Genomic DNA, 14,110 nt, shown 5'->3' on the forward strand with positions numbered 1-14,110 from the left:
ATTTTATTGTAACCATTTCGAAGGATCTTTCCTCCATTCCATTAATGTATTTAGTTGCTCCTCTTTGATATAGTTCGTTTCCGATGCCTGTTCGATTAAATACTCATAATTGCTCAAGGTGTGAAGTTCCACTTTTTTTTCTTCAAAATTGAGGTTAGCCGTTTCAAAACCGTAGGTAAAAATGGCCAACATACCTTTAATCTTGGCCTGTTGAGCCTGTAATGCCTCTACGGCGTTTAAACTGCTTTTTCCCGTACTTATCAGATCCTCAATGACCACTACCGTTTGATGCGGTTCCAAATAGCCTTCAATTTGATTTTGCCTACCATGTGACTTGGGTTCGGGCCTCACATATATGAAGGGCAGTCCAAGGGCATCGGCCACTAAAGCTCCCATTCCTATCGCACCGGTTGCCACACCTGCAATAACATCGGGCTTGCCATATAAGGACTCAACTTGTTTGGCCATTTCTTCCTTGATATAGTTCCGTATACTGGGGTACGAAAGTAAAATTCTATTGTCGCAATAAATAGGGGATTTCCATCCTGAGGCCCAAGTAAAAGGATTTTCGGGTTTCAATTTTATTGCATTAATTTGCAGCAGAAGCTCAGCTGTTTTTTTAGCCGTGTTTTTGTTTAAAACCATGTCGCAAATGTATAAAGTTTTTGTCAATGAACTGCCTCTGATTTTAACAAATAAACTCTCCGAAACAGCTGGTGGCGAGTATTTTCTTCTGAATCAAGAATCTATCAACAGTGCCATTAAGGCATTAAAAAAGAAAAAGCTCACCGAAGCCTATATCTACCATCCCAATTCGGAAGAAATCCTAAAAAAATTTACACAGGAAATCCCCTTGGTCGTTGCCGCCGGGGGTGTGGTCACGAATCCATTGGGAAAGGTCTTGTTTATTTACAGGAACGATAAATGGGATTTGCCAAAGGGCAAGCTTGATAAAGGTGAATCCATAGAGGACTGTGCCGTTAGGGAGGTTATGGAGGAGACGGGTGTCAAAGGGATAAGGGTCGAGAATTTTCTTAGGACAACCTACCATATATTTAAGAATAACGGTATCATTACCTTAAAACAGGTACATTGGTACGCTATGAAGACCGATTATTCTGGAAAGCTCAAACCTGAGAAAAAGGAGGGAATCGTAAAGGTGAAATGGAAAGGGCCCAAAAAGATTCAAAAGGCCCTTCAAAACTCCTATGCGAACATTAAAATTTTGTTCGAGGGCGATTAGGCCAGATTCTCTTCCCAGTAGAATCCAACGACCTCAATCCCTATTTTCCAACACCCTATAAACAGGATATTGATTATGGGCTTTTTCATACAGTTCTGATCGCTTGAACAACCAGTCTAGCTGGGCGTACCAATTTTCTGAAAATTCGGTATCATGCTGTTTTTTTGACTCAAATTCTTGCCTTAAAACCGAATCGTTTTGAAGCATTGCCAGTGCGGTATCCTCAAAAACATATGGAGAAAAGCCCTCTTTCTGTTGTAAAATGGTATCGAAAAAATTCCAGTTAAAGAAGGAATCCACTGCCGCGGGTTCCAAGGTTTCCAGTAAATATCTAATACCTTCTTGATGTGTGGGCACCAGAATATCCCCGGCCTCGAATGCAATGCTTTCCAATGCGGATGATACCTTGGTATCGTAATGGAGATAGTGCCCCTCATAAGGTCTGCTCGCCGTTTTAAAACTATCTATAGTATAGGATTCAACGTTTTTTAGGGTGTCCTTTTCAAAAGCCTTCAATTTTATACCGTTAATGGTCAAAAGGTCTATTACCTCCTTCCATTGTTTTTTTATTATGTAGGCTTCGGGAATTTTAATGGAGTCCGTTGCCTTAAAATAATCGTAATAGGTAACCTCCTTCGATATAGGTTTTTCCCGATTGAATTTTAATCGCTCGAATCCAGTTACCTCACTAAGGATTGTATCCGCCTGAAACCCTTTAAATGTAATCTTGGTAGTTTCAGTACTATCCACCTGCCAATGAATGGGATAATATTCCCTTTCTAAAAAACCAACGTTTGATCTGCTCCTCAATTCTTTTATCTTATCGCCCTGTATTTCAGAAAGGGCTATCATTTTTTTCATCAACCCATACGTGCCCTCTACCCTTTTTTTGTAGGGTTTCAACATATGCGTTTCTACCATCATGCCCAAAGTATTCCAGAGTGTGGTATATCCCGTGGAGTATCTTGGGTGGTCCAAAAATTGGGAAAATCCGACTTCTGGGGGTTTGTTGAAAACGTTCACATAAGGTGTAATCTCCCAATTGTCCGCAGCCAATGAATCTACCAGTGCGGGCATGAACGTTTCATGGAGATAGGGGCCCAATTCGCCACCAAGTTTATTGTGCTGAGTAAACAAATGTGTTAGGGTATATTGGTAATCCGCTCCATTACTTACATGGTTGTCAATAAACACGTCCGGTTTTACTAAATGAAAAATTTGAGCAAAGGTCCTGGCATTTTCGGTATCCGTCTTTATAAAATCCCTATTTAAATCATAATTAAGGGCATTTCCACGGAAACCATAGGACTCGGGTCCGTTTTGATTTGCCCTTGACGTTGAGTTTCTATTCAAAGCGCCGCCAATGTTGTATATTGGAATGGTCACCACCACCGTTTTTTTTGGAGAAGGTATTTTGCCGCTCGCCAGATCTCTAAATAAGAGCATTGTTGCGTCAACTCCATCGCTCTCACCGGGATGAATACCGTTATTAATGAACAAAACTGTTTTCTCCTTATTTATTTTGTTGAAATTGAAATCCCCATCCAAGTTATAGGTCACCAAATGAAGTGGTCTATCACTATCCGTTTTGCCAATGGTCTGGATATTTATTTCGGGAAACTCTTTCGCCAATTTCAAATAGAAATCGATCGCCTCCTCATAGGTGGCAGTTCTGGTGCCACCCGAGGTTTCAAACGTAGTAGGGAAATCCAGTGCAACGTCTTCCGTTTTGTTCTCACAAGCGACTAAGACCAAGATTAAAGAAAGGGATAAACAAAACTTTTTCATGACAACAAACTTCATCGGATAATAATACAATTATGATGTGCTCATTGCAAAAGTAGCCAAAAACACCAAACACCCTATTTAGGCAACCTTGGTTATTTCTGCGATATCCTGTTTGTTGATAGGTTTATTATTGAATGTTATCAAATGGTGTGTCTTATTTTTATAAAACTCCCACTTTTTTTTATCGAAAGGATCTATGGACGAGGTTACTATATTAATTCGAATCCTCTTTTTTATGGGTAGTTTAAGGAACTCCTCCAAAAACTGCCACCCGTCCATTATGGGCATATTGATATCCAAGAAAAGTACTTGGGGTATGTCTTCATTGTCCAGAAACTTTTTGTTAAGGGCCTCATAAGCTATCTTACCATTTTTATAGGCCTCAATACACTCACACTCCACTACTTGGTTCAGCATTTTCCGTATACCAAAAACGGTTATTGGATCATCATCTACTATCCCGATACATCTAATTTTCCTCATTAAAAAAAATCTTAAAAGTGGTACCTACTCCAACTTTACTTTCAACTTCAACTTTACCACCCATGGCCTCAATTTGATTTTTTGTGATGTAAAGGCCCATTCCCCGGGCATTTTCGTGGGAATGAAAGGTTTTGTACATACCAAAAAGCTTATTGCCGTATTTCTTTAAATCGATTCCCAAGCCGTTATCCTCAATTATCAAAACACTTTGATTTTCTTTTTGTAATAGATCAAGAGAGATCTTGGGTTGTCTATTTGGATGTTTATATTTTATTCCATTTGTAATAAAGTTTATCAAAATACTATCAAGGTACTGTGGTATGACCTTTAAAGTCCGGTCTTCAAAAATGTTATTTATAATGTGGGCATTATTTTCGGTGATAAACTCTTCCAAATTTTGAGCTACGTTATTTACCTTGTCATGTAGATTGATTACTTTTTTTTCCAAATTGACGTTCGTATTGATAGCGAGGACTTCATTGAGATTTTCTATGGTTTCCAATAGACTTCCTGAAGCACAGTTGAGCATCCCCAGTAATTTGGTCTTCTCCTCTTCGTCCTCCTCGTGCTGTAAAAAGTCCAATAACATAGAAAAATTCGCGGTGTGGGAACGAAGGTTATGTGAGACTATATGGGCAAAATTAATGAGCTTCTTATTTTGTAGGGAAGTAACATCAATCAGGTTTCGTAACTCTTTCTCCTTTTGTTTTATGTTGGTGATATCCACACTGATACCTATGAGGCCGTTGGCTTTCCCCCTTTCGTCGAGCAAAGGAATTTTTGAAGTAAGAACGGTTGTTTCCACTCCCTTTTTATTTAAGCTGACTACCTCTTCTCCCAATATTGGTTCTAAACTGGACATTACCTTTATATCCTGCTCGGTGAACTTTTTGGCGGTCTCATAATCATAAATGTCAAAATTGTCCTTACCTAGAAGTTCTGATTCATTTTTAGAGCCCAAATAAAGGCACTCGGCCTTATTGACCAATACTTTTTTAGAATTGGTATCCTTTACATAGACATTCAAAGGCAGGTTATCTATCAAAGTCCTTAAAAGCTTTTCACTCTTTTTTATTTCGATGTTGGCAAGAACTTGTTCATCTATGTCCTGAAATGTTCCTGTAAAACCAATAAGATTCCTCTTCTCGTAAATAGGTTTGCCGGCCGCCAGGATCCACTTTTCTTTTCCCGATGCCGTAATGATCTGTAGTTTTAAACTCCAAGGTGTTCCTTTTTCCTGTGCCTCGAAAATCGCCATGGAAATGGCATTTCTGCTATATCCTTCCTTATAAAATTGAATGCTGGTGTCCAATTTGGGCACATAGTCTTGATTTACTTCATGTATGGCCTTGGTAATTTCGCACCATTCCACAGTATCATTTATAATATTATATTCCCATCTGCCAGTTTTGGAAATCTCTGATTGTTGCTTTAACTGTAGTTTGATTTTTTCAAGCTCCAGTTCATTTTCTATTGCTTCGGTTACATCTATGATTTGAATGATTGCCCCAACTATATTCTCAGCTTCATCGTACCAACAGTTATTGGACCATTCGTACCACTTTTCTTTTTGAAAGGTATCCCTGAATTTCTGCACACCCATGGGGTTGGATTTTCCGTTAAAGCATTCTTTCAGAACTGTTTGCCATTTTATACTTAGATCCGGGAATATTTCAAATAGGTTTCGTCCAAATATTGCGTTACTATTCTCGCCAAACGTAAACAACCATTTGTCCGAAGCATGGATAATTCTAAATTCACAATCAATAAAAACAGTTAGTGTGGGTAACTGCTTTATTAAATATGAAGTGGATCTAATTTGAGGGCCTAGCAACATATATACGTAATTTCTTACAAATATATCAGAGGACTACAATTTAAGATAAACTTTGTTGTGAACCATCAAATATTTGTGGTATTTAATTAAATGGGAATCGTAAATCCAACAAATTCGCCGTGTAAGAAAATAAGAATCGTTATTGAATGGATTTGATTTTAATCAAGAATAAAATTAGTGCGAGACTCTTACAGATTCTGGTACCAGCCCTGTATAATCCCCACCGTTTCTAATGACGTCCCTCACAATGGAAGAACTGATGTAAGACTTTCCTGAGGATGTTAGCAGAAAAACGGTTTCTATTTCAGAAAGTTTACGATTGGTATGGGCAATGGCCTTTTCAAATTCAAAATCCGCCGGGTTCCTTAGACCTCTTAAAATATAATTGGCGTTTACTTTCTTGCAAAAATCCACCGTTAGTCCTTCATAGGTAAGGACCTTAATTTTAGGTTCGTTGGTGAAGGCCTTTTTGATGAACGACATTCGTTCGTCTAGTGTAAACATATATTTTTTTTCGGCGTTTTTCCCAATGGCTATAATAAGTTCATCGAATAGGGTAATACCACGCATGATAATGTCATGATGACCTAGGGTAAGGGGATCAAATGATCCCGGGAAGATGGCTCGCCTCATATAAGCAATTATTGATACCCTTTAAAAATACTCATTTTAAGTCAGAACTTCGTGTATGGCATTTTCAAAAAGGGATCCAAGACTTATACCTGCCTGCTGAGCCTGTTTTGGTAATATACTTTCTTTGGTCAATCCTGGGGTCGTATTTACTTCCAATAGGTAGGGCTCATCGCCAACGAAGATAAATTCGCTTCTGGTGAAACCCTTCATCTTTAAGACCTCATAAATTTTCTTGGCCAAAGCGCTTACATTTTCTTCTTGTCTTTTTGAAATTCTTGCAGGGGTAATTTCTTGCGACTTTCCTTCATATTTTGCTTCATAATCAAAAAAATCATTTTCGGAAACAATTTCCGTAATGGGTAGAACCTTGGTTTTCCCATTATAGGTTATCACACCAACGGATACCTCTATACCATCCAAGAAACCTTCAATGATTATCTCATCATCTTCCTTATAAGCCAATTCGATGGCTGTTTTAAGCTCTTCCCTTTGGTATACTTTAGAAATACCATAGCTGCTTCCAGATTTATTGGCCTTTACTAAACAGGGGAGTTTAACTTTTTCTATAATTTCCGCCTCATTGACTTCATCTCCCTTGTTTAAGTAAAACGAAGTTGCCGTTTTAATCCCGTAAGGTTTTAAAACACTCAACAAATCCCTTTTATTAAATGTTAGTGCTGCTTGATAAAAATCGCACGAAGTCTGGGGAATCTTCAATAGTTCAAAATAGGCCTGTAATAATCCATTTTCTCCAGGAGATCCATGAATGGCGTTGAAAACACAATCAAAGTTGATTTTCTTACCCTTGATTTCTATGGAAAAATCATGTCTGTTTACAGGGGTCTCATTTTCGTTCCCATCTACAAACACCCACTTTGTCTTGGAAATATGAATTGGAAAACAGTTGAACTTTTCCTTGTCCAAATAATCGAAGACTACCTTACCGCTTTTCAAGGAAATATTGTACTCGTTGGAAAAGCCCCCCATTATGATCGCTATATTTTTCTTCATGAATTAAACTAGAGGTTTATAACACAAAGATGGATTATTCCCGTTAAAGAAAAAAGAGGAGAATTTTCGATCGAAGATTTAAATCCCTTTTGACCAATTATTAAACCGGCTTTTTGTAAAATGGCATTTACTATATTTGTACCAATCAAAGATTTAGATGAGAAATTTTTTTAGGTTTTTAAAGAGTAAAACTTTCCTGATACAAATTGGTCTGGCCATAGGGGTTTTAACAGTATTGATTTTCTTGGTCTTCAGGTGGTTGAACAGTTCCACCAATCATGGCGAGTTTGTTGAGGTGCCGGACTTTTCCAAACTTTCAGTAATGGAAATGCGACAAAAGGTCGAAAACGCGGGATTACGTTATGAAGTGGTGGATTCCGCAAATTACAATCCTGAGTATCCCAGATTTTCAATAATAGAACAGAATCCGTCCGCTGGTACGAAAGTTAAGACCAATAGAAAGATTTACTTTACGGTAAACCCGTCCGGGTATAAAAAGGTTACGGTGCCAAAAATCATTCAGGTAACCAAGCGGAATGCGTCCTCCATGTTGAAGGCAGTTGGATTGGATGTTCAAAAAGTTACCTATATCGATCAACTTGGCAAGGACATGGTGTATTACATAAAATACAAGGGTAAGGACATCAAGCCAGGGGATAAGCTTCCCAAAACTTCTAAAATAGAATTGATTTGCGGTAACGGCAAAGTGACCGGAGGAGCCATCATCCAAGAAGATTCCGAATAATATGATTTCTACAACGAATTTGGAGCAAGAGGATAACGATGATCTTTTTGAACATTACAGATTTGTAGCCTCCAAAGGACAAGACCCTCTAAGGGTGGACAAATTTTTGATGAACTTCGTTGAAAATGCCACCCGTAACAAGATACAACAAGCTGCGAAAGATGGTCATGTTTGGGTTAATGATGCCATTGTCAAAAGCAACTACAAGGTAAAGGCAGGGGATGAAGTCAAGGTGCTTTTTGAACACCCGCCCCATGAACATCTATTGGTTCCTGAGAATATTCCATTGGACATCGTCTATGAGGATGATATTCTTTTGGTAGTGAACAAGCCTGCGGGCATGGTGGTGCATCCCGGGCATGGAAATTATTCTGCCACCCTCATAAACGCCCTTATTTATCATTTTGAAAATTTACCCACCAATAGTAGTGAACGGCCTGGTCTGGTCCATAGGATTGATAAGGATACTTCTGGACTGTTGGTAATTGCCAAGACGGAAGCGGCCATGACGCACTTGGCCAAGCAGTTTTTTGATAAAACCTCTGAGCGAGAGTATATTGCTTTAGTATGGGGAAATGTTGAGGAGGATGAGGGTACTATCATCGGTAATATTGGGAGAAACCCCAAAAACCGACTTCAAATGCATGTTTTTCCAGAAGGGGAGGATGGAAAGGAAGCAATTACCCATTATAAAGTTTTGGAACGCCTGGGATATGTCACCCTGGTGTCCTGTAAATTGGAGACCGGCAGAACACATCAAATAAGAGTACATATGAAATACATAGGTCACACACTCTTTAATGACGAACGGTACGGCGGGGACAAAATTTTAAAAGGTACCACCTTTACAAAATACAAACAGTTTGTTGAAAATGCTTTTAAGGTCCTGCCAAGACAGGCCTTACATGCCAAGACCCTAGGTTTTATCCACCCAGTATCAGGCGAGAAAATGAGGTTTGATTCCGTAATTCCAGAGGATATGCAATCCTGTATAGAAAAGTGGCGGAATTACTCCCTAACCGGTTTATAGAAGTAGTTGATAGGACTATCAGAACTCTTTTTTGCCATCTGTTTTGCATCGGATAAAAAACATATATTTTTGATATTGAGAATAGGATGTACGCCATCGGAATTAATAGAAAGAAATGAAAATTGTAATATCTCCTGCAAAATCCCTTGATTTTGAAAGCACTCTGCCCACCGATAGATTTTCGCAACCCGAATTTTTAAAACAGGCCGAGACGCTTAACAAGGTCCTCGTCAAGAAAAAACCCAAGGCACTTTCAGAATTGATGTCCATTTCTGATAATTTGGCCCAATTGAATTGGGAACGCAACCAAAATTTCTCTGTTCCCTTTACCGAGGAAAATGCCAGACCTGCGGTATATGCTTTCAATGGCGATGTATATCAAGGTCTGGATGCATATTCCATTACGGAAGATAAATTGGATGATCTGCAAAATACTTTACGAATCCTATCCGGACTCTACGGTATCCTAAAACCATTGGATTTGATACAGCCTTATAGACTGGAAATGGGAACCTCCTTAAAGGTAGGAAGGAAAAAAAACCTATATGAATTCTGGAAAAAGGAGCTGACAGACCATCTTAACAAGGAATTGCAAGAAGGAGAGTTGTTCGTGAATTTGGCCAGCAATGAATATTTTAGCGCCCTTGACCAAAAGAATCTAAAAGTTCCTGTAATCACTCCGGTTTTTAAGGATTGGAAAAACAATACCTTAAAGGTCATAAGCTTCTTTGCCAAAAAGGCCCGTGGCTCCATGGTACGCTATATTTTGGATTCCAATGCATCAAGTTTGGACGATATCAAAGGATTTGATTTGGATGATTATCAGTTCAGTCAAGAACATACCCTTAAAGAAAACGAGCCCGTATTTATCCGTTAATAATATATTTTCCTTCTTTTCGTTCTGCTAGTATAGTGTATCCTAACATAAAAAGAATGAAAAGGTTCTTACATGTAGTCATAATTTTTTCAGTAGTTCTGTTATCCTGTACCGATCGTGACGATGATGTGGATATGGTGAATATCCGCATTAGGAACAATACAGATTTAAATTTTAACGAGGTGAGGGTCAACGAAAAGGATACGGTATATGAGAACATTCCGGCCGGGGAGTTCTCCGAATATTATGAATTTGACTCAGCTCCCGAAGAAATGGGATTGACAATAATTTCTGATTCCACCAGCTTTGAGTACACTCCAGGAGTATTGGCCATAGATTCCTTGCCAATAGGCTTTTACACCTATGAATTGGGTCTGGATGAGGAAAACCAGGTGGAATTCAACTTTAGGATAGATTATTAGTTCTATTTTTTCTTCCCGACCTTTATTTTCTCCTCAACGGTAAGTTTTCGTTTTATTTTTTTAGGCCTTCTGGCCCCATAGGAGTTATTGGCAATTTTGCCGCGCTTTGTTTTTTTGTCCCCTTTTCCCATATCATTTTCAGTTTTACTTAATAATCCAGATTAAATTGCAACAAGGGTAGCATCGAAAACAAACATTTGTTCCCTGCAACAACCCAACTGGATGTACTCATTTTGTTTATTTCTTAAAGTTACGAAATTGGAGTTAAACTTCTATTTCAATAGATTTGATACCGTTTAATTAACACTATTTGGTTTGTTCTTGCACACCCATCCTTATAATCCGTTTCTTTTTAAAGGTGTTACCAAGCTGATCGTAGGCACCCTTCCCCCGCCTAGATTCACTACAGGAGCCTTAAAAGAGGGCGATGTAAATTTTTGTTATGGCAGCAGGGACGGTCAATTATGGCCCATTTTGAACGAAATTTTTAAGTTGGAACTGCTCTTTGAAACTTCCGAGAAGGCCATTGTGCAGCGAAAGGAATTTTTGATGCAGAATAAGATTGGAATCTGTGATATTGTTGCTTCCGCGGAACGGGAGAAAGTGGATGCCTCTGATTTGGGAATGCAAAATATCAAACTACGTAACCTACTCTATTATTTGGAGAAATATCCTTCGGTAAAAACATTATTGTTCACTGGGGGAAATAGCAAGAACGGTCCCGAGTATTTTTTTAGAAGACATCTAAAGGAACATGGATTGCATTTGACCGTGAAATCCGACCAAGTTCCTAGGATTCATGAATTTGTTCACCCAAAAACGAATCTAAGAATTACGACCGTGTCCTTGATAGCACCATCTGGGGCGGCAAACCGGGCAGTTGGGAGCATTCCTGAATATAAAAAACTGAAAATGGTGGACCCCAATTTTAGTACGGTGGATTACAGGGTCATGCAGTACGCTCAGTACTTCTAATTCTGTAGAACTAAAAAGAGCCTTGCTTTTCGGCAAGACTCTTTTACGAGAACACTATATGAAAATGAAAAAATTATTTACTTGATTACAAGGTAAAACTACACAGGATTTTCGGTCTCCTTTAATTATTGTTGTCAAAACTGTTGTTTTTGTGGTAAAGGAAATCTATTTTGTTATTTAAGCATATTCGTGCTTTCCATTTCTATAGAATATCGATCTTTATGGATGAAGGAAGGTGGGAAAGTGATGTTATTAATCAAAAAAATAAGTGATTTATGCAGCAATCAGAAAGATTGGAGGAATTTAAAAAATCCGTTGAAAATAAATTTAATGTATACAATAGTCTGTTCCTAAATTTACCTTATAGTAATATAGAAAACGTGGGTATGTTAATCCCTCTTCTTATGGACCAGTCTGAAAAGGGTCTAAAGAATGGCTTAAACCCACGTGAAATTTTGGACATGTTCTTTGAAAAGTTCGTTAGCCTTGAAACGGAAAAGGAAAAGATAGACTTTATGTTCCGCGTGATCCAATATGTAGAGCGACAAGTAGTATTGTATGATAGTGTGGAGGATGCCGCATTTCCAAAATTACAAAAACATTCCAGTTCATTGTCCCTTAAGGATTATTTTCAATTGGTGGAGCGTAACGGTGCCTGGGACCAAATTGGTGAAAAGCTAGATAATTTCAGCGCAAGGATCGTATTAACGGCGCATCCCACTCAATTTTATACCCCTGCCGTTCTTGATATAATTACCAATTTGCGAACGCTGATTCTTGAGGATCGGATAGACGAGATTGACGTGGCCCTCCAGCAATTGGGGCTAACCTCCTTAATAAATGCCAAAAAACCTACCCCTTTGGATGAGGCCAAGAACATTATTTACACTTTAAGACATGTGTATTATGATGCTATTGGTGACTTGTACTCATACATCAAGGGTAGTACAGGTTCCAAAAAATTTGAAAATCATAACATTGTAAAACTAGGATTTTGGCCTGGTGGCGATCGGGATGGGAATCCATTTGTAACCGCGGACATTACCAAAGATGTTATGAACGAGCTACGCTTAAACTTGATGAAGTGTTATTATAACGACCTTAAGCGTCTACAGCACAAATTAACCTTTAAGGCCGTTCAAGATCCCATGAACGAATTGCGTTCCAATCTATATTCAGCAATGTTCGACAGTACCAAGGATGTTGGGTACGATGAAATCATAAATCCATTGATACAGATACGAGAGGCCTTGATCGATAAATACAATAGCTTGTACCTGAAGGATTTGGATAAGTTCATTGACAAGGTCAAAATCTTCAAGACCCATTTTGCAACAATCGATATCCGTCAGGATCATAGTATGCACACCAAAGTCATGACCGAAGTTCTTAAGCATAAAAACTTCATAAAGGAGGATTTGAACGAGTTGACCGAAGATGAACTGGTTAGGATTTTATTGCACGAAAACTTTCAACTATCAGCCCACGATTTTTCAGAGGATATTGTAAAGGATACCATAGCCAATATATCGCAATTGAAAACTATCCAGGAAAAAAATGGTGAGGAAGGCTGTAATAGATACATCATTAGTAACTCAGAGGATATATTTAGTATACTTTTTGTATACGGACTGTTTAGGTGGTGTGGTTGGGCCGATAAAAAAATAACTTTTGATATAGTGCCATTGTTCGAGACCATGGCAGGCATGGATAATTCTGAAGCCACCATGCAAAAGTTGTTCGGTTTAAAGGAGTACAGGGAACATGTTGCCAACAGGGGCAATAAGCAGACCATAATGCTCGGTTTTTCCGATGGAACCAAGGATGGTGGATATCTGAAGGCAAATTGGTCCATTTTAAAGACCAAGGAAACCCTTTCCGGAGTTTGCGAAAATAATGGAGTAGCTGCCATATTCTTTGATGGTAGGGGAGGACCACCGGCAAGGGGAGGCGGTAAGACACATCGTTTTTATGCCGCGCAGACCAGTAAGGTGGCCAATAATGAAATACAATTGACTATTCAAGGGCAGACCATTACAAGCACCTACGGTACTAAGGAGCAGTTTATTTATAACAGCGAGCAATTGTTGACTGCCGGACTTTCCAACTCTATTTTGGGGAAGGAAATATTAATCTCCGATGAGTCCAGGGCCTTGATCGAGGAACTCGCTGAGTTGAGTTTTGAAAAATACGATGCCTTGAAACACCATGAGAAATTCATGCCTTACCTGGAGAACATGAGTACCTTAAAATACTATACCAAGGCGAATATTGGCAGTAGACCCGGTAAACGGGGAAATAAGGCAAAACTGGAATTGTCAGATCTGAGGGCGATTTCCTTTGTAGGTTCCTGGAGTCAATTGAAGCAAAATGTACCTGGATATTTTGGTATAGGTAGTGCCCTTAAAAAGATGGAGGATGAAGGTCGTTTTGAAGAAGCCAAGAAATTATATGATGAGGTTCCATTTTTTCAGGCTTTGATGATGAACAGCATGATGAGCCTCTCCAAATGTTATTTTGAACTCACAAGTTATATGAAGGAGGATGATGAATATGGTGCATTTTGGGAGATTTTACTCCAAGAATTTGAACTTTCCAAAAAGATGCTCTTACAATTATCAGGAATGGAAGTGTTAATGCAGAAGGAAGCTATTTCTAGGGAGTCCATAAAAATACGGGAAGATATAGTGTTGCCCTTATTGGTCATCCAGCAATATGCACTTCAGAAAATTAGTCAGGGTACTGAACATAAGGAATTATATGAAAAAATTGTTACACGTTCACTCTACGGAAACATAAACGCTAGTAGAAATTCTGCATAAGATTATGTTGTTCTTAAACTAAAAAAAGCCCGGTTCTTGGAACCGGGCTTTTCAGTTATGATTATTCAGACAATTATTTTTTGTTCTGCTGGTCTTTAATTGTCTTTTCGTCGATATCAAATTTATTGGTATCGATTCTTGTATTGCCAGTAGGATTTGTAGGATTTTCCTGTTCCTTTGTTCGTTTAAATTTTCTTTTATCTTTTATAATTCCCATTGTGTTTCTTTTTATTGTTCATACGTA

The 14,110-nt window shown here is 38.6% G+C and carries 15 protein-coding genes; 7 read left to right on the forward strand and 8 right to left on the reverse strand.

From position 1 onward, the window contains the following. Positions 1–3 precede the first annotated feature (3 nt). Positions 4–645 (reverse strand): orotate phosphoribosyltransferase, encoded by a 642-nt coding sequence (pyrE, locus tag BFP75_RS12840; RefSeq protein ID WP_099545779.1) that lies wholly within the window; start codon positions 643–645, stop codon positions 4–6. A 7-nt stretch (positions 646–652) separates the two neighbouring features. Between pyrE and BFP75_RS12845 the strand changes: the two genes are divergently transcribed. Next, positions 653–1,243: an NUDIX hydrolase gene (locus tag BFP75_RS12845; protein WP_099545835.1), complete on the forward strand. Its 591-nt coding sequence runs from the start codon at positions 653–655 to the stop codon at positions 1,241–1,243. Between the two features lie 33 nt (positions 1,244–1,276). Here the strand turns inward: BFP75_RS12845 and BFP75_RS12850 are convergent, their stop codons facing one another. The 5 genes from BFP75_RS12850 to BFP75_RS12870 form a co-directional block, all read right to left on the reverse strand. Continuing rightward, positions 1,277–3,031, reverse strand: coding sequence for a M14 family metallopeptidase (locus BFP75_RS12850; protein WP_099545836.1), 1,755 nt, complete (start codon positions 3,029–3,031; stop codon positions 1,277–1,279). Between the two features lie 78 nt (positions 3,032–3,109). After that, on the reverse strand, positions 3,110–3,514 hold the full coding sequence (locus BFP75_RS12855; protein WP_099545780.1) for a response regulator: 405 nt from the start codon (positions 3,512–3,514) through the stop codon (positions 3,110–3,112). Continuing rightward, a complete protein-coding gene (locus tag BFP75_RS12860; protein WP_099545781.1) occupies positions 3,501–5,351 on the reverse strand; it encodes a PAS domain S-box protein in 1,851 nt (616 codons plus the stop codon). Before BFP75_RS12860 ends, BFP75_RS12855 begins: the two co-directional genes overlap by 14 nt. Before the next feature lie 174 nt (positions 5,352–5,525). Next, complete coding sequence (coaD, locus tag BFP75_RS12865) at positions 5,526–5,984, reverse strand: pantetheine-phosphate adenylyltransferase (RefSeq protein WP_099545782.1); 459 nt, start codon at positions 5,982–5,984, stop codon at positions 5,526–5,528. A gap of 36 nt (positions 5,985–6,020) precedes the next feature. Further along, entirely contained in the window at positions 6,021–6,995 is a 975-nt protein-coding gene (locus BFP75_RS12870; RefSeq protein ID WP_099545783.1) for a D-alanine--D-alanine ligase, read from the reverse strand. Between the two features lie 157 nt (positions 6,996–7,152). Here BFP75_RS12870 and BFP75_RS12875 point away from each other — a divergent pair, with 157 nt between their 5' ends. The 4 genes from BFP75_RS12875 (at position 7,153) to BFP75_RS12890 (ending at position 10,069) form a co-directional block, all read left to right on the forward strand. Continuing rightward, positions 7,153–7,740, forward strand: a complete 588-nt coding sequence (locus BFP75_RS12875) for a PASTA domain-containing protein (RefSeq protein ID WP_099545784.1) — start codon at positions 7,153–7,155, stop codon at positions 7,738–7,740. A gap of 1 nt (position 7,741) precedes the next feature. After that, complete coding sequence (locus BFP75_RS12880) at positions 7,742–8,770, forward strand: RluA family pseudouridine synthase (RefSeq protein WP_099545785.1); 1,029 nt, start codon at positions 7,742–7,744, stop codon at positions 8,768–8,770. A gap of 115 nt (positions 8,771–8,885) precedes the next feature. After that, positions 8,886–9,647, forward strand: coding sequence for a peroxide stress protein YaaA (yaaA, locus tag BFP75_RS12885; protein ID WP_099545786.1), 762 nt, complete (start codon positions 8,886–8,888; stop codon positions 9,645–9,647). 56 nt (positions 9,648–9,703) lie between these two features. After that, on the forward strand, positions 9,704–10,069 hold the full coding sequence (locus tag BFP75_RS12890; RefSeq protein WP_099545787.1) for a hypothetical protein: 366 nt from the start codon (positions 9,704–9,706) through the stop codon (positions 10,067–10,069). Positions 10,070–10,071: 2 nt separating this feature from the next. On the opposite strand, the gene BFP75_RS12895 is transcribed toward BFP75_RS12890, so the two are convergent. Then, positions 10,072–10,200 carry a 30S ribosomal protein THX gene (locus tag BFP75_RS12895; protein WP_099545788.1) on the reverse strand — a complete coding sequence of 43 codons (129 nt, stop codon included), beginning with the start codon at positions 10,198–10,200 and terminating at the stop codon, positions 10,072–10,074. A gap of 184 nt (positions 10,201–10,384) precedes the next feature. Between BFP75_RS12895 and BFP75_RS12900 the strand changes: the two genes are divergently transcribed. Beyond that, positions 10,385–11,044: a uracil-DNA glycosylase family protein gene (locus BFP75_RS12900; RefSeq protein ID WP_099545789.1), complete on the forward strand. Its 660-nt coding sequence runs from the start codon at positions 10,385–10,387 to the stop codon at positions 11,042–11,044. A 275-nt stretch (positions 11,045–11,319) separates the two neighbouring features. Further along, positions 11,320–13,866, forward strand: coding sequence for a phosphoenolpyruvate carboxylase (locus tag BFP75_RS12905; protein WP_099545790.1), 2,547 nt, complete (start codon positions 11,320–11,322; stop codon positions 13,864–13,866). Between the two features lie 73 nt (positions 13,867–13,939). Here BFP75_RS12905 and BFP75_RS21860 read toward each other — a convergent pair whose 3' ends face one another. After that, the gene (locus BFP75_RS21860) at positions 13,940–14,083 is read right to left on the reverse strand and encodes a hypothetical protein (protein WP_165776594.1); all 144 of its coding nucleotides are present in this window, start codon (positions 14,081–14,083) and stop codon (positions 13,940–13,942) included. Positions 14,084–14,110 lie beyond the last annotated feature (27 nt).

This window comes from Maribacter sp. 4G9, assembly GCF_002742265.1.
Classification (GTDB): Bacteria; Bacteroidota; Bacteroidia; order Flavobacteriales; family Flavobacteriaceae; genus Maribacter.

Bases quoted from the DNA above. Each gene is read 5' to 3' on its own strand.
- pyrE (WP_099545779.1), bottom strand. From the start codon at position 645: ATGGTTTTAAACAAAAACACGGCTAAAAAAACAGCTGAGCTTCTGCTG.
- BFP75_RS12845 (WP_099545835.1), top strand. From the start codon at position 653: ATGTATAAAGTTTTTGTCAATGAACTGCCTCTGATTTTAACAAATAAA.
- BFP75_RS12850 (WP_099545836.1), bottom strand. From the start codon at position 3,031: ATGAAAAAGTTTTGTTTATCCCTTTCTTTAATCTTGGTCTTAGTCGCT.
- BFP75_RS12855 (WP_099545780.1), bottom strand. From the start codon at position 3,514: ATGAGGAAAATTAGATGTATCGGGATAGTAGATGATGATCCAATAACC.
- BFP75_RS12860 (WP_099545781.1), bottom strand. From the start codon at position 5,351: ATGTTGCTAGGCCCTCAAATTAGATCCACTTCATATTTAATAAAGCAG.
- coaD (WP_099545782.1), bottom strand. From the start codon at position 5,984: ATGAGGCGAGCCATCTTCCCGGGATCATTTGATCCCCTTACCCTAGGT.
- BFP75_RS12870 (WP_099545783.1), bottom strand. From the start codon at position 6,995: ATGAAGAAAAATATAGCGATCATAATGGGGGGCTTTTCCAACGAGTAC.
- BFP75_RS12875 (WP_099545784.1), top strand. From the start codon at position 7,153: ATGAGAAATTTTTTTAGGTTTTTAAAGAGTAAAACTTTCCTGATACAA.
- BFP75_RS12880 (WP_099545785.1), top strand. From the start codon at position 7,742: ATGATTTCTACAACGAATTTGGAGCAAGAGGATAACGATGATCTTTTT.
- yaaA (WP_099545786.1), top strand. From the start codon at position 8,886: ATGAAAATTGTAATATCTCCTGCAAAATCCCTTGATTTTGAAAGCACT.
- BFP75_RS12890 (WP_099545787.1), top strand. From the start codon at position 9,704: ATGAAAAGGTTCTTACATGTAGTCATAATTTTTTCAGTAGTTCTGTTA.
- BFP75_RS12895 (WP_099545788.1), bottom strand. From the start codon at position 10,200: ATGGGAAAAGGGGACAAAAAAACAAAGCGCGGCAAAATTGCCAATAAC.
- BFP75_RS12905 (WP_099545790.1), top strand. From the start codon at position 11,320: ATGCAGCAATCAGAAAGATTGGAGGAATTTAAAAAATCCGTTGAAAAT.
- BFP75_RS21860 (WP_165776594.1), bottom strand. From the start codon at position 14,083: ATGGGAATTATAAAAGATAAAAGAAAATTTAAACGAACAAAGGAACAG.